At 70.4% G+C, this 25,174-nt stretch carries 17 protein-coding genes; 7 read left to right on the forward strand and 10 right to left on the reverse strand.

The window, feature by feature from the left end; all coding sequences use genetic code 11:
- Positions 1–142 precede the first annotated feature (142 nt).
- The 6 genes from CU044_RS11535 (at position 143) to CU044_RS11560 (ending at position 10,558) form a co-directional block, all read left to right on the forward strand.
- Positions 143–1,477: an extracellular solute-binding protein gene (locus CU044_RS11535; RefSeq protein WP_129768417.1), complete on the forward strand. Its 1,335-nt coding sequence runs from the start codon at positions 143–145 to the stop codon at positions 1,475–1,477.
- A 7-nt stretch (positions 1,478–1,484) separates the two neighbouring features.
- Complete coding sequence (locus tag CU044_RS11540) at positions 1,485–2,450, forward strand: sugar ABC transporter permease (protein ID WP_129768418.1); 966 nt, start codon at positions 1,485–1,487, stop codon at positions 2,448–2,450.
- A 47-nt stretch (positions 2,451–2,497) separates the two neighbouring features.
- Entirely contained in the window at positions 2,498–3,304 is an 807-nt protein-coding gene (locus CU044_RS11545) for a carbohydrate ABC transporter permease (RefSeq protein ID WP_240045515.1), read from the forward strand.
- Between the two features lie 75 nt (positions 3,305–3,379).
- Positions 3,380–6,127 (forward strand): glycoside hydrolase family 38 C-terminal domain-containing protein, encoded by a 2,748-nt coding sequence (locus tag CU044_RS11550; protein WP_129768420.1) that lies wholly within the window; start codon positions 3,380–3,382, stop codon positions 6,125–6,127.
- A 60-nt stretch (positions 6,128–6,187) separates the two neighbouring features.
- Entirely contained in the window at positions 6,188–9,163 is a 2,976-nt protein-coding gene (locus CU044_RS11555) for a glycoside hydrolase family 2 TIM barrel-domain containing protein (protein ID WP_129768421.1), read from the forward strand.
- Between the two features lie 177 nt (positions 9,164–9,340).
- On the forward strand, positions 9,341–10,558 hold the full coding sequence (locus CU044_RS11560) for an FAD-dependent monooxygenase (RefSeq protein WP_129768422.1): 1,218 nt from the start codon (positions 9,341–9,343) through the stop codon (positions 10,556–10,558).
- An 86-nt stretch (positions 10,559–10,644) separates the two neighbouring features.
- On the opposite strand, the gene CU044_RS11565 is transcribed toward CU044_RS11560, so the two are convergent.
- The 8 genes from CU044_RS11565 to CU044_RS11600 form a co-directional block, all read right to left on the reverse strand.
- Positions 10,645–11,373 carry an ABC transporter ATP-binding protein gene (locus CU044_RS11565; RefSeq protein WP_129768423.1) on the reverse strand — a complete coding sequence of 243 codons (729 nt, stop codon included), beginning with the start codon at positions 11,371–11,373 and terminating at the stop codon, positions 10,645–10,647.
- Positions 11,374–11,383: 10 nt separating this feature from the next.
- Positions 11,384–12,280 carry an ABC transporter ATP-binding protein gene (locus CU044_RS11570; RefSeq protein ID WP_129768424.1) on the reverse strand — a complete coding sequence of 299 codons (897 nt, stop codon included), beginning with the start codon at positions 12,278–12,280 and terminating at the stop codon, positions 11,384–11,386.
- A complete protein-coding gene (locus tag CU044_RS11575) occupies positions 12,277–14,328 on the reverse strand; it encodes an ABC transporter permease (protein WP_129768425.1) in 2,052 nt (683 codons plus the stop codon). The genes CU044_RS11570 and CU044_RS11575 overlap by 4 nt, the downstream gene beginning before the upstream one ends.
- A gap of 1 nt (position 14,329) precedes the next feature.
- Complete coding sequence (locus CU044_RS11580; protein ID WP_129768426.1) at positions 14,330–15,532, reverse strand: ABC transporter substrate-binding protein; 1,203 nt, start codon at positions 15,530–15,532, stop codon at positions 14,330–14,332.
- A gap of 64 nt (positions 15,533–15,596) precedes the next feature.
- A complete protein-coding gene (locus CU044_RS11585; protein WP_129768427.1) occupies positions 15,597–16,001 on the reverse strand; it encodes a roadblock/LC7 domain-containing protein in 405 nt (134 codons plus the stop codon).
- On the reverse strand, positions 15,998–18,427 hold the full coding sequence (locus CU044_RS11590) for a sensor histidine kinase (RefSeq protein ID WP_129768428.1): 2,430 nt from the start codon (positions 18,425–18,427) through the stop codon (positions 15,998–16,000). Before CU044_RS11590 ends, CU044_RS11585 begins: the two co-directional genes overlap by 4 nt.
- A gap of 543 nt (positions 18,428–18,970) precedes the next feature.
- The gene (locus CU044_RS11595) at positions 18,971–19,606 is read right to left on the reverse strand and encodes an SRPBCC family protein (RefSeq protein WP_129768429.1); all 636 of its coding nucleotides are present in this window, start codon (positions 19,604–19,606) and stop codon (positions 18,971–18,973) included.
- Positions 19,607–19,731: 125 nt separating this feature from the next.
- Positions 19,732–20,094 (reverse strand): hypothetical protein, encoded by a 363-nt coding sequence (locus CU044_RS11600; protein ID WP_129768430.1) that lies wholly within the window; start codon positions 20,092–20,094, stop codon positions 19,732–19,734.
- 186 nt (positions 20,095–20,280) lie between these two features.
- Here CU044_RS11600 and CU044_RS11605 point away from each other — a divergent pair, with 186 nt between their 5' ends.
- Positions 20,281–20,934: a TetR/AcrR family transcriptional regulator gene (locus CU044_RS11605; RefSeq protein WP_129768431.1), complete on the forward strand. Its 654-nt coding sequence runs from the start codon at positions 20,281–20,283 to the stop codon at positions 20,932–20,934.
- A 96-nt stretch (positions 20,935–21,030) separates the two neighbouring features.
- Here CU044_RS11605 and CU044_RS11610 read toward each other — a convergent pair whose 3' ends face one another.
- Complete coding sequence (locus CU044_RS11610) at positions 21,031–23,886, reverse strand: discoidin domain-containing protein (RefSeq protein ID WP_129768432.1); 2,856 nt, start codon at positions 23,884–23,886, stop codon at positions 21,031–21,033.
- Positions 23,887–23,968: 82 nt separating this feature from the next.
- A complete protein-coding gene (locus tag CU044_RS11615) occupies positions 23,969–25,090 on the reverse strand; it encodes a DNA alkylation repair protein (RefSeq protein ID WP_129768433.1) in 1,122 nt (373 codons plus the stop codon).
- Positions 25,091–25,174: the final 84 nt, after the last annotated feature.

A 25,174-nucleotide genomic window follows, 5' to 3' on the forward strand; every position in this document is an offset into this window, starting at 1 on the left:
GAGCTCCCGTGAACGTTCACGGGAGCGCTCACGGAAACGGGCTCGCCAAGCCCCGACCGTTCCGACCAGTAAGGCATCTCGCCCGAGGTGTCAACGTCGACCCGTCCAGCGCCGTCGCTAGTCGTTCTCTGGTAAGGAAAGTATGAGCAACACCGTCACGCGCATCCGCCTCGCCGTCATCGCGGCGGCAGCCGGCATCGCCGTACTCGCCGGGTGTTCGTCACCCGCCCCGTCGGGGGACGCGTCCGCGGCCTCCTGCGAGCCCGCCAAGGGCAAAGTCACCCTCCAGTACTGGAACACCGTGCCGGGGATGGAGCAGGTCGTCGCCCTGTGGAACAAGAAGAACCCGGACATCCAGGTTCAGACGAAGAACATCTCCAACGACCAGTACGGCACCCTCGGCAACGCCCTCAAGGCGGGCAAGGCGCCGGATCTCGCTCAGGTCGGTTACGACCAGCTGCCCAGCCTGCGCACCCAGAACGCCTTCGAGGACGCCTCGGCCTGCTCGGCGGCCCCCGCCGCCAAGTCGAAGTTCGTGCCGTGGACCTGGTCGCAGACCAGCTTCGGGGACACCGGTGTGTTCGCCTTCCCGCAGGACACCGGCCCGATGGCCCTCTACGTACGAAGCGACATCTTCAAACAGCACGGCATCGGGATACCGAAGACCTGGGACGAGTACGCGGCGGCTTCGGAGAAGCTGCACAAGGCGGACCCCAACCTCAGCATGACGTTCTTCGACCCGAAGAACGCCGAGTGGTTCAACGGTCTCCTCTGGCAGAACAACGCCAACATGTACACGTACTCCGGCGACAAGTGGCACGTCACCGTCGCGTCCGAACAGAGCAAGCAGGTCGCCGAGTACTGGCAGAAACTGGTCGCCGCCAAGCTCGTGCGCACCGACCTCGCCAACGGCTCGACCCAGATGTACGCCGCCTACCAGAAGAACCAGATCGCCAGCTACGTCGGCGCCTCCTGGGGCTACAGCATGTTCCGCGACAACCTCCCCGACCAGGCCGGCAAGTGGTCCATCGTCCCGATGCCGACCTGGGGTTCGAGCACCGCGTCCGGCAACTGGGGTGGATCCACCGTCGCGTTCATGAAGGGCGGTAAGCACCTGTACGAGTCGGTCAAGTTCAACTCCTGGCTGAACACCGACCCGGAAGCCCTCGCGCTGGAGAACAAGCTGGGCGGCCTCTACCCGGCGGCCACCGCGGGTCTGCGGCTTCCCGCTCTCTCGCAGGGCGTCCCGTACTACAACAACGAGAAGGTCTTCGACGTCTTCGCCGACTCGTCCAAGAAGATCGACACCAGCTTCTCCTGGGGCCCCACCCAGAAGACGGTGAACCTGGCGCTCCAGGACGCGATGGCCAAGGCGACAGCCGGCAGCGGCACACTCACCGACGCACTCTCGGCCGCCCAGGCGGCCGCGCTGAAGTCGATGAAGGATCAGGCGATCCCGGCTACAGCGGGCAAGTGACCGGAGCATGACTGATATCGCGACTCGCGCGAGCCGCGCGGTGGCGGCCACGGGGGGCCGCCGCCGCCACGGCGTCGGCCCCCGGCGTCACAGCGTCGGCCCCCGGGCGGGCACCATCGCCGCGTTCCTGACCCCGTTCTTCCTCCCGTTCGTGCTGTTCTACCTGGTACCGGTCGGCTACGCGATCTGGCAGAGCTTCCTCGTCGTACGCCGTACCGGCGGCCAGTTCGGCACGTCGTACACGACCTTCGGCGGGTTCGAGCAGTATGTGCAGGTGTTCCAGAACGCCGAGTTCAGGGCCAGTGTCGGGCGCATCGCACTGTTCGGCATCGTGCAGGTGCCGGTCATGCTGTTCGTCGCGCTGGTCATGGCGCTGCTGCTGGACACCCCCCTGCTGAAGCTCAAGTCGTTCTTCCGCATCGCGGCGTTCATGCCGTACGCCGTGCCCGGTGTCATCGCCGCCATCATGTGGTCGTACCTCTACTCGCCACAGCTCAGCCCCATCGTCGACCTGCTCAAAGGCATCGGCCTCCAGCCCGACTTCCTCGGCCCGGGTGCTGTGCTGTGGTCGGCGGCGAACGTCTCCACCTGGCTCTGGACCGGCTACAACATGCTGATCATGTTCTCGGCACTCCAGTCGATCCCGCAGGAGCTCTACGAAGCCGCCAAGCTCGACGGTGCGAGCAACTGGACGATCGCGTGGCAGATCAAGGTCCCGATCATCGCCCCGTCGATCATCCTCACCACGGTGTTCTCGATCATCGGCACACTCCAGCTCTACGCCGAGCCGGCCGTGCTGCGCCAGATCTCCTCGAACATATCGAGCACGTACACACCGAACATGCTCGCGTATGCCGTGGCCTCCGGGAACAACTACCAGCAGGCAGCGGCGATTTCCGTGGTCATCGCCGTCATCACCTTCGTCTTGAGCTTCGGATTCATGCGACTGACCTCGAAGAAGGCCGGATTGTGAGCAACCAGACCCTGATCCGGGAAAGCCGTGTGAGCCGCACGGCCGCGATGTCTCTGATGTTCCTCCTGGTGATCTACTTCCTGCTGCCGATCTACTTTCTGATCGTCGCGGCGACGAAACCACAAGGAGACCTCGCCTCCACCAACGGGCTGGCGTTCTCCGACTTCAATCTCTTCAGCAATCTGGGCACCCTGTTCGGCCGCAGCGACGGCATCTTCGGGCGATGGGCTCTGAACAGCGTCATCTACGCGGTGCTCGGCGCGGCCGTCGGCACCCTGATCTCCGCGCTGTGCGGATACGCGCTCGCCAAGTTCCGGTTCCGGGGGCGTGAGTTCCTGTTCTCCGTCGTTCTCGGCGGTGTGCTGGTGCCCACCACCGCGCTCGCGCTCCCGCTGTTCCTCCTGTTCTCGGCGACCGGGATCGTCAACACCTATCTCGCGGTGTTCCTGCCCAGCATCGTCAGCCCGTTCGGCGTCTACCTCGCCCGTATCTTCGCCGCCGCCGCCGTCCCCGAGGAGATCCTCGAATCGGCGCGCATCGACGGCGCCGGCGAGTTCCGTACGTTCTTCTCGGTGGCCTTCAGACTGATGGCGCCGTCGCTGGTGACCATCTTCCTGTTCCAGTTCGTCGCGATCTGGAACAACTTCTTCCTGCCGATGGTGATGCTCCAGAAGGAGTCGCTCTTCCCGATCACACTCGGTCTCTACGAGTGGAACGGCCAGACCGCCCGTGCGCCGCTCCTTCAGGAATCCGTGATCACCGGCTCGTTGGTGTCGATCGTGCCCGTGATCATCGTATTCATCCTGCTCCAGCGGTTCTGGCGCACCGGGCTCGCCTCGGGCTCCCTCAAGTAATCCCGCGGCCCCGTAGCCCCGAAGCGACGCTCTCCCGCTCACCCATGCCCCCGCCAACAGAAAGCCCCTCCCGCTATGCGAAACTCCGCCGTCTTCGTGCCCCATTTCCACTGGGACCGGGAATGGTATGAGCCTTTCCAGGTGTTCCGGCACCGGCTTGTCGCCGCGCTGGACACGGTGCTGGAGACGGCCGAGGCGAACCCGGACTTCCGGTTCACCGTCGACGGGCAGATGGCCGCGATCGAGGACTACCTGGAGATGCGACCGGAGAACCGCGACCGGCTCGTGGCCCTGGTCACCGGCGGTCAGCTCGCCATCGGGCCCTGGCTCATCCTGCTCGACGAGTTCCTCTGCTCGGGCGAGACCATCGTCCGCAATCTGCAGATGGGATGGGCGGCGGCGGCGGAACTCGGCGGCTCGATGCCCATCGGCTATCTGCCCGACATGTTCGGCCATGTCGCCCAGATGCCGCAGATCCTGGCGCGCGCCGGAATCGAGCACGCGGCGCTGTGGCGCGGAGTTCCCGGCTCCGTCGACGGTCACGCCTTCCGCTGGCGTGCCCCCGACGGCTCCGAAGTGCGTACCGAGTTCCTCTTCGACGGCTACGACAACGGCCTCGACGTCCTGCTGGTGCCCGACCAGATCGGGCGCGCGCTCGGCGAGTACGCGGAGATGACGGCCGACCGGTGGGGTGACGATCCGGTGCTCGCGATGGCCGGCACCGACCACAACGCGCCCGACCCGCGACTCGCGACCTGGCTGCGGCGCGCGTCCGGCGACGAACGCGCCATCACCATCGCGACGCTCGACGAGTACATCCGCGAGCATGTACGCGACGAGGTCTCCGCCGTCGTCACCGGTGAGCTGCGCAGCCATGTGCGCGGCAACATCCTCCCGGGCGTACTCTCCGTGCGGCTCGGGCTCAAGCAGCGGATGGCCGTCGCCGAGCGCACCATCGACCACGCCGAGCGGCTGAACGCGCTGTGGTCCCGGCGTGACGACTCACCGTTCCTCTCGCTGGCGTGGCACAAGATCATCGAGTCGACCGCGCACGACTCGGTCGTCGGCTCCGGTACCGACGAGACCTCCGATCAGGTCGAAGCACGCCTCGCCGAAGCCACGCACGCCGCACGGGCCGTCCGGGACGCGGCCCTCGCCGTGCCCGCCGCCCTGGTGCCGAGTGACGCCTATCTGGTCGCCAACCCCCTGCCGTTCCCGCGCACGGCGCTGGTCGAGGTGGACGTCGCGGCGCCGCCCGCGGGAACCGTTCTCGTCGCGACCGCGGCCGACGGCTCGACGCGTCCCGTACAGCTGATCTCCGAGGCCCCGACCGTGCTCAGCGACGAGCGCATGGACGCCTCGCAGCTCGAACGTGTGCTCCGCCGCATCCACCGCCGTGAGCTCTTCGGCCGTCTGATCGACCACTACGAACTCACCCCGGGATCGCTCGTCTTCCATCTCGCCGAGGTACCGGCCAGCGGACCGTTCGACCTGCTGATCCTGCGCCGGGAGGTCGCTGCCGCCGCCGCGCATCCGGGGGAGTGGAGGGTGCTGACGCTGGAGGAAGCCCGCGCGACCGCGCTGGTGCCCGTGCGCGTACCCGCCTCGGGGCTCGCGGGTTTCCGTGTCGAACCGAGCGACCGGACGCCCGTACGGCCGACGACGTCCGCACCCGCGACCGCCGCCGCGCCCGCGACCGCGACGGACCGCACGCTCTCCAACGGACTGGTCGAGGTCACGATCGCCGCCGACGGCACCCTCGACATGACCGGGACCGACGGCACCGTGCTGCGCGGCGTCGGCCGGCTCGTCGACGGCGGCGACCGCGGCGACAGTTACAACTACGCACCGCCGGCCCAGGACGTGCTCGTGTCCGAGCCCACCGAGGTCACCGTCGAACTCCTCGAGGACGGCCCGCTGCGTGCGAGGACACGTGTCACGCGCGTGTACGAGTGGCCCGTCGCGCTCTCCTCCGACGAGCGCGACCTGCGCGACAGCCGGACCGTACCGACCCCGGTGGAGACACTCGTGGAGGTGCGGGTGGGCGAGCCGTTCGTCCGGGTCTCCACGTCGTTCCTGAACCAGTCGGCCGACCACCGGCTGCGCTTCCACGTGCCACTGCCCGAGGCGGTGACCGTGTCCGCGTCCGCCGGGCAGTTCGCCGTCACCGAGCGAGGGCTCACCGCCGAGGGCGGCTGGGGCGAATACCCGATCCCGACCTTCCCCGCGAGTTCGTTCGTGTCGGCCGGCGCCGCCCACGTACTCGTCGACCACGCCACCGAGTACGAACTCGTCGGCGACGGCTCCGGCATCGCTCTGACACTGCTGCGCGCCATCGGCTCCATCAGCGTCAACATCCATCCACTGCGCGACGAGCCCGCGGCGAGCGAGATCCCCGCACCCGGCGCGCAGGATCTCGGCATGCGCATCGAGAACCGCTTCGCCATCGTCCCCTCGTCGACCGGCTGGCAGGGCGCGAACGCGGTCGTTCTCGCCGAGGACTTCCGCAACGACGTGCTGGTCGCCCGCGGGACCGCGCCCGCCGGAGACCGGCTGCCGCCCGACACGGCCGGGCTGCGCGTGGACGGTGCGGACATCCTCGTATCGAGCATCCGACGCGTCGAGGGCGACGAGCGCGGTCCCGGCATCGAGGTGCGGTTGGCCGCGATGAGCGACACGGGCTCGACCGCCCGGGTGACCGGCGCGTTCACCGAAGCCACCACGGTCGACCTGCTCGGCAGACCGCTCTCCGCGACGCCGGTCACGGACGGACTGGAACTCGCCCTCGGCCCCTGGGAGATCCGGACGGTCGTGGTGCGGTAGACCACCGCTCGCGGCCAGGCGTTCGGATCCTTTTCGTCATCAAGAGAGAGTTGTGACCTCGTGCACTCCCAGCTTTCCGCGTATGTCTCGGACACCACACCAGGGCGTGGCGCGCTCCGCGCGGCGCGCTCGTGGCTGCACTCCGACGCCCCTTCTCGTTCGCTGAACGGGCACTGGCGTTTCCGTCTGTCGCGAACGGCGGCGGTGGCGGAGGATTTCGCGTCCGAGGGCTTCGACGACAGCCGCTGGGGCGACATCCCGGTTCCCTCCCACTGGGTGCTCCAGGGCGACGGGGCCCACGGCCGGCCGATCTACACGAACGTGCAGTTCCCCTTCCCGATCGACCCACCCCATGTCCCCGACGAGAACCCCACCGGCGACTATCGCCGCCACTTCGAGGTGCCCGCCGACTGGCCGGAGGCCGAGCGCGTCGTGCTGCGGTTCGACGGTGTCGAGTCCCTTTTCAAGGTCTGGGTGAACGGCGACGAGATCGGCGGCGCCGCCGGCAGCCGGCTCGCCCACGAATTCGATGTGACCTCGTCGGTGCGTCCGGGCGACAACGTCGTCGCCGTACGCGTGCACCAGTGGTCGGCGGGCAGCTATCTCGAAGACCAGGACCAGTGGTGGCTGCCGGGAATCTTCCGCGAGGTCACCCTGATCGCACGGCCTGCCGGAGGCATCGAGGACGTCTGGCTGCGCACCGGGTTCGAGACGGGGCGCGGACGGATCGAGACGGAGGTCACCGCCGACGCGGCGGCGTACCCGGTCACCCTTCGCCTCCCCGAACTCGGCATCGAACAGGTCTGGTCGACGGCGGCCGACGTGGCCCCGCTCGCCATCGAGGGCGTGGAGCCCTGGTCGGCCGAGCGGCCACGCCTGTACGACGCCACCGTGTCGACGGCCGCGGAGAGCATCGCCCTGCGGGTGGGTTTCCGCACCGTCGAGATCGACGGCGACCAGTTCCTGGTCAACGGCCGCCGTGTCGTGTTCCACGGCATGAACCGCCATGAGACCCACCCCGAGCGCGGACGCGTCTTCGACGAGGAGCACGCCCGCGAGGACCTGGCCCGGATGAAGCGGTTCAACGTGAACGCGATCCGCACCAGCCATTACCCGCCGCATCCACGGCTGCTCGACCTCGCCGACGAACTCGGATTCTGGGTCGTCCTCGAATGCGATCTGGAGACACACGGCTTCGACGGTCTCGACTGGGCCGGAAACCCGAGCGATGACCCGGCGTGGCGTGACGCCTGTCTCGACCGCATTGAGCGCACCGTCGAACGGGACAAGAACCATCCCAGCGTGGTGATCTGGTCGCTCGGCAACGAAGCGGGGACCGGCAGCAACCTCGCCGCGATGTCGGCGTGGGTCCATGCCAGGGACGCCGGACGGCCCGTGCACTACGAAGGTGACCACGCCGGCGAGTACACCGACATCTACTCCCGTATGTACGCGTCGGTGTCCGAGACCGAGCAGATCGGCACCGACGGCTCACGCGCGCCGCTGCTGAACTGCACGCCCGCGCAGGGCGCCCGGCAGCGCACCAAGCCGTTCCTGCTCTGCGAGTACGCCCACGCGATGGGCAACGGGCCGGGAGCGCTCGACCAGTACGAGGCGCTCGTGCACGAACACCCGCGGCTGCACGGCGGCTTCGTCTGGGAATGGCGCGACCACGGCATCCTGACGACGACCCCGGACGGCACGCCCTACTACGCGTACGGCGGTGACTTCGGAGAGGCCGTACACGACGGCAACTTCGTGATGGACGGCATGCTGCTGAGCGACGACGTGCCGACCCCCAGCCTCCACGAGTACAAGGCGGTCGTGCAGCCGGTCCGCTTCGCCTTCGACGGCGACGAGCTCGCGCTGACCAGTCTGCGGCACTCCGCCGACACGTCCGACCTGCGCTTCCGCTGGCGCGTCGAGCACGACGGAACGCCCGTGGACGAGGGGGACATGGAGGTCCCCGTCATCGCGGCGGGCGGGTCGGCGCGTGTGCCGCTGCCACGGATCCCGGTGTCGGGGGACGCGGAGACGTGGCTCACCATCGACGCCGTCCTGGCGGAGGGGACCGCCTGGGCGCCCGCCGGGCATGTGATCGCGACCGCGCAGCTGGACCGTTCGACGCGCCGTCCCGCGCCGGCTGTCCGGCCGGAGACCGACTGGCGGCGGAGCGACGGCACGCTGACGCTCGGCATCGCCGAGTTCGCCGAGGGGTCCCTCGTACGTCTCGCCGGCCGCGCCGTGACCGGCCCGCGGCTGGAGCTGTTCCGGGCCCCGACCGACAACGACGAAGGCGCGTCCGAGGACGTCGGGGAGAGCGACGGCAGCGTCGCCGGGGTGTCCAACGCCGAACTGTGGCGTCGCGACGGTCTCGACCGGCTGGTCACGCGGGGCGTGTCCGTGGAGCGCACCGCGACGGCACTGCGCACGGTCACCAGGGTCTCCGCGGCGAACTCCGCCTCGTCCGTGACCGTGGAGACGGTGTGGTCGCTCGTGGGCGGTGAACTCGAACTGCGCGTGGAGATCGAGCCGTCGAGCGGCTGGCCGACGGTGTGGCCGCGGATCGGGATACGGTTCGAACTGCCCGATGGCACGGCCCCCGTGGACGGCGCCGAGTGGTTCGGCCTCGGCCCGTTCGAGTCCTATCCCGACAGTCTCCGCGCGGCGCGCACCGGTCGGTTCTCCTCGACCGTCCGCGACCTCTCCGTGGACTACGCGCGCCCCCAGGAGACGGGGCACCGCTCGCGGCTGCGAGAGCTGTCGCTGACGAGCGCCGGCGCCGAAGTGCTGCGCGTCACGACACTTCCGGACACGCGCGGGCGGCGCCCCGGCTTCACGCTCAGCCGCCACACCCCCCAGCAGATCGCACGAGCCGCGCACCCCTATGAACTTCCGGAGTCGACGACGAGTCACCTGATCATCGACGCGGCCCAGCACGGCCTCGGCTCACGGGCCTGTGGACATGACGTATGGCCTGAATTCGCGCTTCGCCCCGAATCCCGCACCGTCAGGTTCCGCATCACAGCGGGGTGATTCCGGGACGGGCACCGGCCACATGCTCGATAGGATTCCGTCCGGGTCCCGACCACGCGGGTTACGGGACAACGAGCGCCAGTGCAAGCGGATTTCCGGCCGGTCACGCCGACGCGACAGCGGCCGGAACAGTGGCCGGAACGGTGACCGGAACACCAAGTGAGTGGAGAGCCAGTCATGCGTGGAGGCAGCGTCGCCGTGGTCGGCGGCAGCATAGCGGGGTGTGCCACGGCGTTGGCCGCGTCGCGCGGCGGAGCGGAGAAGATCACCGTCTTCGAGCGAGCCGACGCACAACTCCGGGACAGGGGAGTGGGGATCGCCCTCCACGACGACCGGTACGACGAGTTGAGGCACGCCGGTTATGTGGCCCCCGAGATGCCGTGGGCGCCACTGACCCGGCGCGTGTGGAGCGTGCGCGACGGCGAGGCCGACCACGGCCGGGCCGTCGGCGAGCAGCCGTTCCCCTTCCGCGCCTACAACTGGGGTTCCCTGTGGAGCGAGTTGCGCCGCCGGGTGCCCGACGAGGTCACCTACCGGTCCGGCGCGATGGTCACCGGCGTGGAGCCGGACACCGACGGTGTGACGCTGCGGCTCGCGGACGGATACCAGGAGCGCTTCGACGTCGTGATCGGCGCCGACGGGTACCGTTCGGTCGTCCGCGAGGCCATGTTCCCCGGCGCCGGTGCGACGTACGCCGGTTACATCGGCTGGCGCGGTACGTCGTCGGACGTCGCCGACCTCCCCTCGGACGGCCATGACGCGCACAACGTCGTCTTCCCCGGCGGTCACTGCATGATCTATCGCATCCCGGACGGCGTCGGGGGGCACCGGCTCAACTGGGTGCTCTACACGAGGCCCCCGCAGACCGACGGCCTCCACCCCGATCTGCTGACCCCGACCTCGCTGCCGCCGGGCCGTCTGCACTCGGAGCTCATCGCGCACCTGCGTGCCCTGGTGGCCGACAACTTCCCGCCGTACTGGGCCCTCAGGGTGCTCCGTACGCCCCCCGAGACCACCTTCATCCAGCCCATCTACGACCTGGAGGTGCCGCGCTACACCTCGGGACGGATGGTGCTCGTCGGCGACGCCGCCAGCGTCGCCCGGCCGCACATCGGCGGCGGCAGTGTGAAGGCGCTCCAGGACGCCACCGCCCTGGAGGCCGCCTGGACGGCCGGGAGCAGCTGGCAGGAGGTCCTGGAGAAGTACGACGCCGGTCGCCGCGCCGTCGGGGCGGCCATGGTCGCCCTCGCCCGCAGGATGGGCAGTGCGCAGGTCGAGAACACACCGGACTGGTCCGCCATGGGCCAGCCGGAGTTCGACGTGTGGTGGCAGGACCAGAACAAGGGCTCCGACCGGCGCAGCGGCTTCGGCGGCCACAGCATCAAGGCCGAATAGGCCCGGAGGACCCGGACGACCCGGGGCGCGACGAGGGCGGTGACCGTGTGCCGGTCACCGCCCTCATGGCGGGTGGTGCCCGCGTCTCAGACGGCCGTCGGCGCGAGTTCGAGTGCGGCGTACAGCGCGGTGGCATCGGCACGAGCGTCCGCGCCGTCCAGCCGCAGCGTCGTCCGTCCCGAGGTGAGGACCGTGAGCGTACGGGCGCACTCGGCCGCCTGGGCCGGGCTGGGGGAGACCAGCACGACGGCGATGCCCTCGTCCGCCAGTGTGGTCACCAACTCGTAGACCTGCTGGACGAGTACGGGCGCGAGGCCCTCGGTCGGCTCGTCGAGCAGCAGCACCTTCGGGGAGCCGAGCAGCGCGCGGGCCAGTGCCAGCATCTGCTGTTCGCCGCCGGACAGATCCGTCCCCCGGTTGCCCCGGCGCTCGCCCAGCCGGGGCAGCAGTTCCAGGACGCGTGCGGGGGTCCACACGCTGGGGCGCGTGGTGTCGCCGCGGCGCGGCGGACGGTACGACAGCCGCAGGTGTTCGGCGACGGTGAGCCCGGCGAACACACGGCGGCCCTGCGGTACGAGACCGATCCCGGCGCGGGCGATCCGGTGTGCGGGCTGCCCCGTCACGTCCCGGCCGTCGAGCCGTACGAGACCGGCGCCGGGGCGCATCAGCCCGGCGACGGTGTGGACGAGCGTGGTCTTGCCGGCGCCGTTGTGGCCGACGATGGCGTGGACCGTGCCGGCGGGCACCGACAGGTCGAGTCCGTGCAGGACGGTGCCGCCGTGGTAGCCCGCGGTCAGGCCGGTGAGTTCGAGCATCGGGGGGCGGTCACCCTCTCGCGCCGGCGGACGGGCCGGTGTCGGACGGATCGGTGGCGGACGCGCCGGTGGACGCGGCGGCTGTGGACGCCGCGGTGATGGGCCGTGCGACACCGGCCGTGGTCCCGTCCGCCGTCGTGCCGGTGGTGTGGTACGCGTCGCGGACCTCGGGGTGCGCGAGCGCCTCCTGGGTCGGGCCGGTGACGAGCACCCGCCCGGCGGCCAGGACCGTTACCGTCGTGGCGAGTTGGGCGACGACCTCGACATGGTGCTCGACCAGGATGATCGCGACGCTCTCCGGCAGGCCCCCGAGGACGCCGAGCAGCCGGCCGATGTCGCCGTCGGTCAGCCCGGCCGCCGGCTCGTCCAGGAGCAGCAGGCGCGGCTCGCCCGCCAGCGCGGCGGCGAGGTCGAGCATGCGGCGCTGTCCGTGGGAGAGCGTGGAGGCCGGCCGATGGGCGATGTCCGCGAGGCCGACGGCCTCCAGATGACGGCCCGCGGACTCGGTGTGCAGCCGGTAGCGGGACGGGCTGCGCCAGGCGCCGCGGCGCTTCGGGTGGTGCGGCCAGCCGGCCAGTACGACATTGTCCAGCACCGTCAACTCGGATATCACCGACGGTTGTTGGAAGCTGCGGGCGATGCCGAGCCGGCTCCGTTTGGCGGTGGCCGTACGGGTGATGTCCACGCCGCCCAGGACGATGGTGCCCTGGTCCGGCCGGTCGGTACCCGCGATCACGTTGAGCAGGGTGGTCTTGCCGGCGCCGTTGGGCCCGATGACGGCGTGCCGGGCGCCCGCGGGGAGCCGCAGGCTGACGTCGTCGACGGCGGTGAGACTGCCGTATCGGCGGGTGAGACGTGTGAGGTCCAGCACCGGGGATGCCGACGCGGCGGTCGGTGGGGGCGTCATGGGGAGACCTTCCCGGCGGGGGTCGGGGTGTGCGCGGACGTGGACGAGGCCGGCGGCCGGTCGTCGGGCCGGGGCACGTCGGGAGCCGGCCCGCTCCGGCCGGATCCGCCGCGCAGCCCTGCCAGGCCGCGGGGCAGCAGGTACACGGCCGCGACGAACAGCACGCCGAGCAGCAGCGGCCCGTGGCCGGGCCACGAACTGGCGACCCAGTCCCGTGTGATGACGATGAGCCCGGCGCCCATCAGAGCGCCGATCACGGACGTCGTACCGCCGATGACGGCCGCGAGCAGCGCGAACGCGGCGATCTCGAAGCCGACGTCGGCGGGGGAGAGGTACTGCTGGACGGTGACCATCAGCGAGCCGCCGACACCGGCCAGCGCGCCGGCGCAGATGTGCGCCACCAGCAGGTAGCGCCCCACCGGGTGCCCCGAGGCGCGCATCCGCGCCTCGGCGCCCCGGGTGCCGGTCAGCAGCTTTCCGGCGGGGGAGCGCAGTACGAGCAGGGTGACGGTGACGGCGATGACGGCGACGACGAGCGCGTAGGTGTAGACGTCGCTCTCCCCGGACATCCCCTCCCCGCCCCACAGGGCCTGTGTGGACGGGAAGCCGACGAGACCGTCGGCGCCGCCGGTGACGGACTTGAACTGGTTGATGACCGCGCCGGTCAGCTCGCCGACGGCGAGCGTGATCATCAGCACGGTGGTGCCACGGGCCCGGATCACGGCGGGCCCCGTCACCGCGGAGAAGACCGCGGCGGCGAGCGCCGAGAGGACGATCTGCACCGGGCCCATGGTCCACCCGGCCTGGGCGAGGTTCGCGGTGGCGTACGCGCCGACGGCGAACGGCGCGGTCTGCCCGAGGGTGGGCAGTCCCGCGTAGCCGGTGAGGATGGTGACACTGACCGCGAGCAGTCCCAGGGCCAGGGCCGAACCGGCCAGCGAGATGCTGTACGAGTCGAGCAGCCACGGCAACGCGATCAGTACCGCGAGAGCCACGAGCAGCGGGGCGGCCCGCCGCCACGCGGCCCCGCGCGGGAGCCACCCGATCCCCGGGAACGCGCCCCCGCCCCCGCCGGACGGCGCCGCCGCCACCGCCGTGCCGCGGGGCCGCGGGCGCGACCGCGCGGCGAGTTGACGCCGGAGCCGGGCCACCGGATCCGAGGACGGACCCTCCGGGCCGTGTGCGGCCGCCGGTTCCGCGAAGCGGGAGCGGATCACCAGCACCGCCGCCATCGCGGCGAAGAGGAGGTACGGTGCCAGGTCCGGCGCCACCGAGACGCCCAGCGTCTGGACCTCGCCCACGGCGATCGCCGCGAAGAACGTCGCCCACAGCGAGCGCAGCCCGCCGAGCACGACCACCACCAGGGACAGCATCAGTACGTTCTCGGACGTGCCGGGCCCGGGACCGATGATCGGCGCCCCGAGCACGCCCGCCGCGCCGGCCAGCGCACCCGCCGCCGCGAGGACGCCGGTGTGCACCGCCCGGGGGTTGTGGCCGGTGGCCGCGAGCATCTGCGGATCGTCGGCGGCGGCCCGTACCGCCGCACCCACGCGGGTCCTGGTCAGCATCCACGTGCCGAACGCGGCGAGCAGTACGGCCATCACGATGAAGCAGAGCCGGTACGCGGGGTACCGGTGGCCCAGCAGCGTGACCGAGGAGTCGAGCGCCTCGGGCACGCGTACCGGAAGCTCGTCCGCCCCGAAGAACTGGATGAGCAGGTCACCGCCGATCAGGGCGAGCCCGAACGTCAGCAGTGCCTGCGCGAGATGCCCACGCCGGGCGAGCGGAACCGTCGCGGCGGACAGTCCCGCTCCCGCGACGCACGCCGCCGCGGTTCCGGCGGCCAGCCCGAGGACGAGACCGCCCCAGGTCCCGTCGCTCAACTCCGCGCCCGTGTAGGCGCCGATGGCGTACAGAGTGCCGTGCGACAGGTTCAGCACGCCCGCGGTGCCGAAGGCGAGACTCAGGCCGGCGGCGACGACGAACAGCAGCAGCCCGTAGGCCACACCGTCCACCGCCGGCATGAGGTGGGCATCGAGGAGTTCCACGTCAGCCGCCGAGCGTCGCCAGGTCCTGGACCATGACGTTGGCCAGTTGGTTACCGTCCGGCCGCACCTGACGCAGGTACCAGTTCTGCACCGGCGAGTGCGCCTTGTCGCCGAACTCCCAGGCGCCGCGCGGGCTGTCGATCTGCCCCAGGTCCGCGATGGCCTTGTTGATGGTCTGCGGCGTCACGTCGCCCTTCTTCGCGGCGTCGGCGATCGCCTGGTCCAGCACGGCGGCCGCGTCGTACGACGCCATCGCGTACGTGGTGGGCTGCGTGTCGTGCTTGGCGGTCCAGTCGGCGGCGAACTTGCGGTTGGCCGCGTTGTCGAGGTCGGGCGCGTAGTTCAGGACCGAGTAGATGTCCTTCGCCGCGTCGCCCTGCGCCTGGAGCACACTGCCCTCGGTGACGAAGGCCGTGTACAGCGGCAGGTCGGCTATGTCGGACTGCGCGTACTGCTTGGCGAAGTCGATCGCGGCCTTGCCGGCGTAGAAGCAGTAGACCGCCTTGGCGTCCGTCTTGGCGATCTCGGCGAAGTACGGCATGAAGTTGGTGGTCTTCGGGAACGGCGTCCAGGCGGTCTTGCCGTCGGGGTTGGCGAGCTTGCCCCCCTGGCGCTTGAACTCCTCGGTGAACCCGCGCAGTTCGTCGTAGCCGCCCTGGTAGTCGGGTCCGATCGCGTAGACCGGTCCGTCGACCTTCTCCTTGACGTACGGGGCGATGGCCTTGCCCGGCTCGTCGGACAGGAAGCTCGTCGTCCACACGTATTCGAGGTTCTTGACGGGCGGCCGGCCGTTCGAGCCCAGGAAGGGGATCTTGGCCTGGTCGACCAGCGGCAGGACCGCGTTGACCGAGCCTCCGCCGACGAAGCCGGTCAGCGCGTCGACCTTGTCCTTCTTGACCAGCTTGGTGGCCGCGGGAACGGCGGTCGGCGGACCGTCGCCCTCGTCCGCGACGATGAGCTCGACCTCGCGTCCACCCAGCTTGTTGCCGTGGGTTTCCAGGTACAGCTCGAAGCCGGCCCGCAGGTCGGTGCCGACCGGCTTGTAGGTGCCGGACAGGGAAGCCACCAGGCCGACCTTCACGGTGTCGCCGCCGGCTCCGGTGTCGCCGCTGCACCCGGTGACGGCTGCCAGGCCGAGGGCGAGGGCGGCGGCGCCGACCGGCCGCAGTCTGCGGCGGCGCGAAAGGGACAGGTCGAAGAACATAAGGACTCTCATCGGTAGGAACGGGCGGAGCGGGTGGTCCGGTCGTACGGGAACGGCCAGGTGATCAGCGCGCGTGCTCGGTGCTCGGCTCGCGGACCTGGGGGGACAGCGAGTCGCCGACCTGGTTGATCAGTTCGGACATCATGTAGCTGACCTCACCGATGTCCGCGTCCCTGGTGGTGGTCACCAGCAGCGAGGCGCCGCTGGAGACGGCCATCGAGAACATGTAGCCGCCCTCCATCGCCGTCAGGCTGTGCTCGACGGGATCGGTGTTCGTCAACTGGGCGGCGGCGGACAGCAGGTTGACGACGCCGGAGGCGATGGCGGCCAGCCGGTCGGCGTCGTCGCGATCCACACCGGTGTACGCCAGCGCGAGTCCGTCCACAGACACGGCTATCGCCTGTGTGACTTCCGGGATACGTCCGGCGAAGTCGCTCAGGATCCAGCTCAGGTCGGCGGGTGAGGTCATTTCTCGCTCCGTTCGGTGTCGTCGTCGGTGGTGGAACGCCGGCGCTGGTTGGTGCTCCGGTTGATGCCCTGGGCGTAGGCCGCCAGGACGTCGGAGACTTGCCGGGAGTCCCGGCGGCGGGGCGAGGGCCTGGGTGTGGCGGCGCCGGAGCGCTGTTCGGAGCCGTCCCGCTTGCCCAGGGTGGCCCGCTGAGGGGGCGCGGTGCGCTGTCGCACGGGCAGTCCCGAGGAGCTCACTCCGGCGATGCGTGAAACCGGCTCGTCGCGTACGGGGTGCCGGGCGGGTGCGGGTGCGGCGCCGCGCTCGTGTTCCGGCTCGCGCGTGCCGGCGCCGGAACCGCCACCGTGGAACCCGTTGGTTCCGGTGGTGTCACCGCGCGGTGCGACCCGGTTGCCCGCGTCCTGGGTCGCGCCCCGCGCCGCGACGGGCCGGTCGGGCTGTGCGGCCGGACGAGGCGCCTTGCGGCGCGCACCGTTGTCACGGCCGCCGTGGCCACGGTCCTCGCCGAGCGTGCCCCGCGGCGGCGGTGCGGCCTTCCGAGGGGCCGGGGCCAGCACGCTCGCGGGCAGGGCGACCTCCGCGATGGTGCCGGGACCCGACGAGTCGCACAGTTCGACCGTGATGCCGTGACGCGCGGCGAGCCGCGCCACCACGTGCAGACCCATGGACCGTATGTCTCCGATGCCCGACCGCGGCTCGCGCAGCGCGGCGTTGCAGACGGCGCGGCGTTCCGCGGTGATACCGACGCCCTCGTCGACGATCTGCACGACGGCCCGGTCCCACAGCCGCCATACGGCGACCCCGACCTGCTTGTCGGGCGGCGAGAACCGGGTCGCGTTGTCGAGGAGCTCCGCCAGGATGTGCGCCACGTCGTGCACGGCGCGGGCGGCGATGCCGATCTCCGATTCGACGACGCCGAGCGACACGCGGTCGAAGCGCTCGATCTGCTGGGCCGCGGCCATGATGACGGTGGAGCAGTCGACGTCCTGCGAGCGCACCCGGGCCTGCCCGAACCCGCCGAGCACCAGCAGGCTGTTGGTGTTGCGCTCCATGCGGATGGCGAGGTGGTCGAGAGCGAAGAGGGTCTTCATGCGTGCGGGATCGGCCTCGTCGCGCTGGACCGCGTCCAGCTCGGACACCATGACGGTGGTCAACTGCGCGCCCCTGCGGGCGACTCCGACCAGAGTGTCCGCGAACTGCTCGTGGATGTGGGCCTGTTGCGCGGCCAGCCGGACGGCTTCGTGATGGACGGCGTTGAACGCCTCACCCACCTCGCCGATCTCGTCCTCGCCCGTGGTCTTGACCGGGTTGCCGGTCGCGCGGGCGACCTGCTCGGGGGTCGCGCCGCTCAGCGCGCCGGGCTGGGACAGTTCGCTCATCACGGCGGGCAGCCCGGTGTGGGCGACCTCGTGCGCGGCGTTGCGCAGATCACGGAGCCGGCGGATCATCACGCGACCCAGGCGGACGGCCACGATGACGGCGCCGACCAGGGTCAGCAGCACCAGGGCGATCTCGGCCCCGGATATCCAGAAGAGCGTGGTGCGCGCGTCGGAGACCGCCGAGAGGACGGACGCGTCGATCCGCGTCTCCACCGAACGCAGCAGCGTCAGACGGTCCTGGGAAGCCTTCTGCCACTCCTTAGGGGTGACGTCGATGTCCTTGCTCGTTCCCGTACGCCCGATCTCGTCCTCGAGCCGTCGGGCCTCCAGCGCCTTCGCGCCGGAGAGGGTGCGCTCCAGCCAGGTCCGCCACTGGTCGGGGCCGAGGTCGAACAGGACGTTGATCGACTCGGTGTACCCCAGCCGGCCGGCGTCGAACGTCCGCTGAGAGGCGGTCGTGAAGCCGCCCGCGGCCTGCGCCCTCAATACGGTGACCTGCTGCTGGGCCGTGTGCTCGGCCGCCTCGGAGAGAGCGGCGGCGGCGCGGATCCGGTCCGCGATGTCGGCGTCGACGCCGTCGGCCTGCGCGATGCCCTCGCGGTAGCCGTTGAGGTCGGCGATCACGATCCGGTAGCCGAAGGCGAGCGCGGAGATGGTGATGTCGCCCGAGCGCACCTGGGCGCGCAGCGAGGGCATCTCGTCGATGAAGCGCTCGATACGGTCCAGCGCGCCCTGTGCGCTGCCGGGCACTTCGGACAACTGTGCGCTCCGGGCGCGGAATTCGGCGACGCTTGTGTCGGTCGCCTGGGAACTCTCCCGGAACGCCTCTGTATCTCCCTGTTTGGAGACCAGCGCGGTGGCTGCCACCCGCTCGCGCTGCAACTGGTGGGTCAACTCTCCCGCGGTGGAGGCGACATCGACCATTTCGGTCAGCCGGTGGGCCTGGAGCGCCTGGTTGGTCGCGGGTGCGAGGGCCAGACCGGAGAAGGCGACGGCCACGGTGAGAGGCGCGGTGACGAGCAGGGCGAGGCGACGATTGATTTTCACTGCGCGGCTCCATCGCCGGAACCGGTACTGAGTATCGGTGACACGCTGATACCTGTTAACGGGTTGTGGCGGGGTGTCGGTGGGGGACGCTGCTAGGTCGGTGGGGCAGTGGCGCTCGTTGCGGGTGGGGCGGAGGAGGCCCCAGTTGCGCGGCCCGATCTTAAGCCGTCGCGCACGCCAACGGGCGCGCGCCTCATGGAAAATCGGGCGCGCTCGGCAGCCTGGGAACGATCCAACCGGATCGCGCGGGCCCCATGAGCGGCCCTTCACGAGGCCAATCGGAATGGCCGGATCAGCTCGGCGGATTCGCGCCTGACCAGCGTAGCGGCCCTTCCCGCCCAGGTGGCCGACGGTTGGCGGAATGTCCATGGGGCGGGTCGGGCGAGCTCTTCTGACGGCTCGTCATATGCCGGATCTTCGTTGTGGAATGGTTAGATCTGATGATCGATTAGGCCAGTGGCAGCTCGCTGAGACGCCGCGCCGCCGCCCTCCTCGCGCGGGGCTGAGGGGGACGGCGGCACGGATCAGGGCCGGGTGCGGGGTTCAGCGGGGGCGGTGACCGGCGCGGGCCTCGGCGGCAGCCTTCAGATCGTTCAGCCATGCTTCGAGGCCGTCGGCGAGGATCTTGGTCGCGGTGGGCACGTCCGCTTCCACCTGGTCCCCGGTGTGGGTCTCCTCGGTGCGCACGAGGACGCCGCCCTTGACCTTGGTGAAGTTCCATACGTGGACGCCGTCGATGCGCAGTCCCTCGCCGATCGCGGGACCGGTCCAGCGGACGCAGGAGTCGCGCTTGAGCTGCTTGACGGTCGAGGTGATCTCCAGGCTGGTGGCGGGAGTCGCGGGATTGGGAGGGATCGGGGTCGTCCAGCGGAACACCGAACCCTTCCGGAACGGGCCGTGGTCGAGGCGTTCCACGGTCTCGACGTGGGGCTGCCAGGACGGCCAGCTCTGCACGTCGGTCTGGAGCTTCCAGATGGTGCTCAGCGGCGCGTGGATCACGGTCTCGGCCTTGGAACGGACAAGGGCTGTGGGGTCGACGCCCTGTCCGCGGCAGGTGAGGGACTTGGCGGGATGAGGGGTGGCGCCGGCGGGCGCGGCGGCGGTGCCGAGGACACCGGCGACGACGAGCGGGACGGTGAACAGGGCGGCGCGGACGCCGGTGCTGCGGACTCGGGACATGGTGATCTCCTTGGTGGTTGGTGGTTGGTGGTTGCCGGGTGAGCGTGGCGTGTCGAGTGGGCGGGAGGGGGCGGCGATCCGGGCGGTGATCTCACCGTCCGGGTGGTGTCACCGTCCGAGTGATGTCACCGCGCGGGAAGGCGCCGGCGGGCTCGGTGGAGGGTCACGAGGAGGACGGCGGACGCGGCGATGATGAGCCCGGCGAACCCGGGGTGCATGTCCTTGGACAGACTCGGCGCCCCGTCGGGCCGCGTCAGCCATACGGTGAGCGGGATCGCGAACGTGACGGCGACAAACGTGGCCGCCCGGCGCACCGCCCGGTCGGGGACGCGGCGGAGCGCACCGACCAGCGCGATCACGACCGGGATGCCCGAGATGAGGGCGAACTGACCGACGATCATGACGGGGACCGCCCAGGCCGAGACGGTCACCGCCAGCGGAACGCGCCGGTCTGTGCGGGCGGGGTGTGACTCGACCGTGGTGGTCATGACGTTCTCCTCATCCGGTGGTGTGCACGGTCCGCGCGGCCGTACCGCGCACTCCGCACTGCGTTAGAAGCTCGTGTGTTCGTTAGAAGTTATAACGCATCGCGAACCAGTAGGTCAACAGGTTGCGTGATAGCCTCTAACGAAATCGTGAACTTATAGCCATAAGGCTGGGGAAGGTGGCGGACCATGGCGGAACCGGACACGGAGACCCCCCGCGAGCGCTATCGCGCCCAGGTGCGCGCGGAGGTCAAGGTGCGCGCCTGGGAGCAGATCGCGACGGCGGGAGCGTCCGCGCTCTCCCTCAACGCGATCGCCAAGCGGATGGGCATGAGCGGCCCCGCGCTCTACCGCTACTTCGCCGGCCGCGACGAGCTGATCACCGAACTGATCCGGGACGCGTACCGAAGCCTGGCCGACGCCCTCCGCGCGGCCTCCGCCGACGGTGCCGATCCGGCCGGACTGGCGCATGTTCTGCGTGGCTGGGCCCTGGAGGACCCTCAGCGGTACCTCCTCATCTACGGCACCCCCGTCCCCGGCTACCACGCACCCGAGGACATCACCGGAATCTCCAACGAGATCATGACAACCCTGCTCGACGCGTGCACGGCGCTCGCCCCGGACGCCCCCGCGACACCGTTCAGCACGCACCTGGAAAACCACCGGGCCTGGGCCGGCGATCACCCGGCCCCGCCCGCGGTCCTCCAGCTCGCCCTCACGTTCTGGACCCGGCTGCACGGCGTCCTGTCCCTGGAACTCGCCGGCCACTTCACCGGAATGGGCTTCGACCCCGCCCTGTTCTTCGCGGCCGAACTGGAGGCCCTGACGGCACACCGGGCATGAGCCGTACGACAGGCAGGGCGGGCTTCCCCGGCCGAGGGAAACCCGCCCTGCCTTGTGCCGATCCTCGTGCCGATGCTTGCACCGGCGTCCGGTTTCTCAGACCGGGGTGACGCGGTACGTCCGCCCGGCTGTCGTCGGGACCGTGATCACACCCCCCGGAGTGGTGTACGGCACCGCGTTGCCGGCCGCGTCCGTCACCGTGAAGGCCGTCGACCACGGGTTCTTCAGCCGCAGCGTGCCGCCCGCCTCGCTCCGGACGTCCACGTACTGGACCGTGCCCGCCGCCTTGGAGCTGGAGACCACGAACGCGCCCTTCTGGCGCAGCTGGTAGAAGCTCGCGTCCTTGGCCGCGGGCCAGGCGGGGAAGAGCGAGATGACGGATGCGTCGCTCTGCACCAGCATGCTGTTGATCGCCTCGGTCGCGCCCGACTTCTCGATGCCGTGGTGCGGGTCGGTGATCCGCAGGTTCGGCGCCGTACGTGTCGAGATCACCGACCTGAACGCGTCGATGAGCTGATCCGCCGGATAGCCCACCCGCGCGGCCTGGTTGAAGATCTTCGGGAAGCTGTTCTCCTGGCCCCACGAGTTCATCGCGGTCACGGTGTCGCGCGCGACCTGGAGCCGGCCGGCGTCGGAGTTCACACCCAACTGGTCCGCGGGCTGGATGAATTCGAGGTTGATGGTGTTGTCACCCGGCCGGATCAGCCGGGTGTCCGTGCCCTGTATGCCGCTCGCCAGTGAGTAGACCGTCCTGCCGTTCAGCGTGGTCGTCGGCTGGGCGGGCAGGTTGCCGAGGATGTTCTGCCAGACCGCCCGGCGGTCGGCGTCGACGTTCAGCTTCTGGCTGCCGGAAACGGCGGCGGCGAGCACCTGCTTGAGCATGCCGAGGTCGGGCGAGGAGTTCTTGCCCCAGGTGCCCTCGTGCGGACCGCCCCAGAGCGAGTACGCGCCGGCCGCGTCCCGCTCCACCCAGTGCTCGAAGAACCGCGCGACCTGGGTCAGGAACGGATACCCCTTGGTGCGCAGGAAGTTCTCGTCCTGGGTGTACTCGTAGTACGCCACGAACTGCGTCGCCGAGAACAGGGAGTTGGAGACCTGCTGGTGGTACTGGTCGTCCGTGGTCGAGCCGCTCGCCGACCCGAACGGGCTGATGCCCACCGGGAACAGGACACCCGACGGCACGCCCCCGTTCGGGAAGCGCGAGGTGACGTACTCCGGATGCACCCGCCGCAGATCCTGCCCGGCCCGGCGCTGCGCCTCCGGCACATACGCGAGGATCGCCTCGTGGAACGGAAGCGCGAGATCGGGGCGGTTGCTGGAGTAGACCCCGTAGAAAGGCGCCTGCGCGTTGTAGTTGAGGTGGAGGTCACCGTCCCACATCGGGTCGTCCGTGGTGGTCCAGATCCCGAAGATGCCGGGAACGGTCCTGCCCGCGCGGCTGGAAGCGCCGATGAAGTACTGGGCGGGGTAGTAGTACCTCTCCAGCGCGGCGTCGTTCAGGCTGACGGCCGACCGCATCCAGAAGTTCTTCCACCAGGCGACCCGCTGGGTGTCGAGCGTTCCGATGGAACCGGTGTTCTCCGCCCGCACCCGCGCCACCGCGTCGCCGTGCGGAGCTGCCGGGTTCCGGCCGCCACCGGTGACCGCCGTCACCAGCGTCACGGTGCCGCCCGCGGGAACGGTGAAGACCGTCTTCGCCGTGGCGCCGGACGAGGTGGGCGGCTGGACGGCGGTGGCCCCGAGCACCGTGGAGGCCAGGGCCGCGCGGGACACCCAGTTCGGCCCCGACGGTGTGGCGCGCTCGGCCCACATCACCTGGCCGTCGACGCCGGACGAGTTGCTGTACTGGGAGTTGGGGCTGCCCATGGCACCGGCGAACACCGACGCCTGGAGCCGCACCGGCTGGGAGCCGGTCGAGGTGACCGACGTGACCAGGACGTTCTTCTCGGCCGCCAGCCATGTCCTCATCGACAGCGGGGTGTTGCCCATCGACACGGACGTGGTGATCGACCCGTCGACGATGTGCTGTTCCTCGCGGAACGGCTGTGCGGGCGGGGTCGTACCGCCCGCGCCCGCGTACAGCTCGATCTGTCCGATCCGGGCGCGCGGGTTGTTCGTCGAGTCGGGTGTGGTGTTCTGTGTCGGCTCGGTGATGTGCAGCCGGACGTAGCGCGTCTGTACGGCGGTGACGGTCCGGTCGATGACGTCGGCGGTGTTGTTCGTGACCGTGTCGACGGTGTTCCAGGTGGTGCCGTCCGCGCTGGTCTGGAACGTCAGGTTCTTCGTGTTGAACGCCTCGTTCCCGGGGCGTGCCGCGTTGTCGTTGCGCACCACGAAGCGCGCGATCGTCTTGACGGAGCCCAGGTCGAGAGCGATCCACTGCGGCTTGCCGATCGCCGAGACCCAGCCTTCGTAGCCGCTGCCCCACTGACCGTTGACCGCGCGGGAGGCGGTGAAGGAGCCGGCCGTGCTGCCGGCCGTCGCCGTGGCACCGAGCGCGAGGTCGGGATTGTCCTGCGCGGTGGTGCTCTGGAGGGTGACACCGCCGATGGGCGCGGTCCTCGCCGTCGGGTTCCCGGCCCAGAAGTCGCCCTTGGAGACGTAGAACGACTTCACGCCCGTGCTGCCGCCGGAGGTCACTCCGACATCGCCGTTCCCGAGGAGGGCGGTGTCCGGCATCGTGCGGGACACCGAGCCGGTGTAACTCTGGTTCGTCCAGGTGCCCTTGATGCCCTCCAGCTTCGGCCGCAGGATGTTCCACTGCTCGGCCGGGGACGGTGCGCCCGCCGCCGCCCGGCCTGGCGCGGCGCCCGCGGGTCCGGCGACCGCGCTGCCGGGGACGGCGAGGGGGATCGCCAGGGCGAGCGCCAGCAGCCCTGAGCGGCGGCCCGTGCGGCGCGGTATACGGCCCGTACCGCGGAAGTGTGACCGCGTCGTTCTCTCGTGCCCCATCGTTACTCTCCTCTGAGTAGGGGTGGTGCGAGAGCTGAGGTCGTACAGGTGTGGGTGGCGCCATTCCCCGGGTCGACGACCCTCACAGGTCGACGACGAACGTGGCCTTTTCCGAGCGGCGTCCGTTGACCTGGATCTCCAGGGCGTGTTCGCCGGGGTAGTGCCGACGTGTCGTGATCGGGCGGAAGGAGTGCCGGCGCTCCAGCACGAGCCGTTCGCCGGCGGCCAGGGTCCGCGTGGTCAGTTTGAACACGCGGGGCGCCGTGGTGCCGTTGGCCTTGACGTAGTGGATGACGTAGTCGACGGCCAGCCGCACCGGCCGCGGCCCCTCGTTGGTGAGGTCGACACCGAAGGCCAGCGCGTCGTCCTGGGTGACCTTCGCGCTCAGCAGTCTGGGCCCGGTGACGATCAAGTCCTCGGGGGGCGGGGCGAATCCGAGCAGATCGAGCGCTGCCGGATCGGCCTGTTTGACGAGGGTGCGCATCGCGTGCCGGACCACCGCGGGCGTGGTGTCGGCAGCGGCGCGCTCCGACCAGCCGCGCGCCGTGGAGACCGCGAGGGCCGGGTCGAGCCGGGAGATGTCGTTGAGGTGGTTGGCCACGGATCTGCGGACCACTTCGTCGGCGTCGGTGTGGAGCGCGTCGAGGATCGGCACGGTCACGGAGGGCCGGCGGCGCAGTTCCGGTACCTGCTTCGCCCAGGGCAGCCGCGGCCGGGTGCCCTCGCTCGCCAGTCGCCGTACCGAGGGGTCGGCGGAGGCGGTCCAGGTGCCGACGGTCCGCAACGCCCTCCCGAGGTCCGCGTTGAGGAAGGCCCGCAGAGCGAATTCGCTGGTCAGCCGGGGTGTCAGAGAGGCGAGAAGGGCGAGGCCGTCCTCGAAGTCGGCGGAGCGGTCCGAGTCCACGGCCATCACCGCCACAGCTTCGGAGACCGGCCAGACCATCCAGCCGGAGAACCCCGGATCGGCCAGAGCGGCACGGAAGACGTCCGCGGCGGCCTGGTATGTACCGGGCAGGTCCTGGACCAGCGCGTCACGTACGGCGCCGACCCGTTGGCTCAGGCCGAGCGGCCCGAGGGACCCGGCGCTCGCCCGTACGGCGGACCAGCGCGTGGACCCGTACGTGCCCGGCGCGGTGGTCGCGCCGAGCACGCGTGCCAGCTGTCTGACGGTGTCCGCGCTGATCAACTCATCGGCGGTGGGCATGTCGTTACGTCCTTCGTGTGTCGGTCCGGATCGGTCAGGACCGGTTCGTACCGATCCGGGCCCAGGGGCGTCCTCGCAGTTCAG

Source organism: Streptomyces sp. L-9-10, from assembly GCF_004151105.1.
Classification (GTDB): Bacteria; Actinomycetota; Actinomycetes; order Streptomycetales; family Streptomycetaceae; genus Streptomyces.

Excerpts from the sequence above, each read along its gene's own strand:
- CU044_RS11535 (WP_129768417.1), top strand. The coding sequence starts at position 143 with ATGAGCAACACCGTCACGCGCATCCGCCTCGCCGTCATCGCGGCGGCA.
- CU044_RS11540 (WP_129768418.1), top strand. The coding sequence starts at position 1,485 with ATGACTGATATCGCGACTCGCGCGAGCCGCGCGGTGGCGGCCACGGGG.
- CU044_RS11545 (WP_240045515.1), top strand. The coding sequence starts at position 2,498 with ATGTCTCTGATGTTCCTCCTGGTGATCTACTTCCTGCTGCCGATCTAC.
- CU044_RS11550 (WP_129768420.1), top strand. The coding sequence starts at position 3,380 with ATGCGAAACTCCGCCGTCTTCGTGCCCCATTTCCACTGGGACCGGGAA.
- CU044_RS11560 (WP_129768422.1), top strand. The coding sequence starts at position 9,341 with ATGCGTGGAGGCAGCGTCGCCGTGGTCGGCGGCAGCATAGCGGGGTGT.
- CU044_RS11565 (WP_129768423.1), bottom strand. The coding sequence starts at position 11,373 with ATGCTCGAACTCACCGGCCTGACCGCGGGCTACCACGGCGGCACCGTC.
- CU044_RS11570 (WP_129768424.1), bottom strand. The coding sequence starts at position 12,280 with ATGACGCCCCCACCGACCGCCGCGTCGGCATCCCCGGTGCTGGACCTC.
- CU044_RS11580 (WP_129768426.1), bottom strand. The coding sequence starts at position 15,532 with ATGTTCTTCGACCTGTCCCTTTCGCGCCGCCGCAGACTGCGGCCGGTC.
- CU044_RS11585 (WP_129768427.1), bottom strand. The coding sequence starts at position 16,001 with ATGACCTCACCCGCCGACCTGAGCTGGATCCTGAGCGACTTCGCCGGA.
- CU044_RS11595 (WP_129768429.1), bottom strand. The coding sequence starts at position 19,606 with ATGTCCCGAGTCCGCAGCACCGGCGTCCGCGCCGCCCTGTTCACCGTC.
- CU044_RS11600 (WP_129768430.1), bottom strand. The coding sequence starts at position 20,094 with ATGACCACCACGGTCGAGTCACACCCCGCCCGCACAGACCGGCGCGTT.
- CU044_RS11605 (WP_129768431.1), top strand. The coding sequence starts at position 20,281 with ATGGCGGAACCGGACACGGAGACCCCCCGCGAGCGCTATCGCGCCCAG.
- CU044_RS11610 (WP_129768432.1), bottom strand. The coding sequence starts at position 23,886 with ATGGGGCACGAGAGAACGACGCGGTCACACTTCCGCGGTACGGGCCGT.
- CU044_RS11615 (WP_129768433.1), bottom strand. The coding sequence starts at position 25,090 with ATGCCCACCGCCGATGAGTTGATCAGCGCGGACACCGTCAGACAGCTG.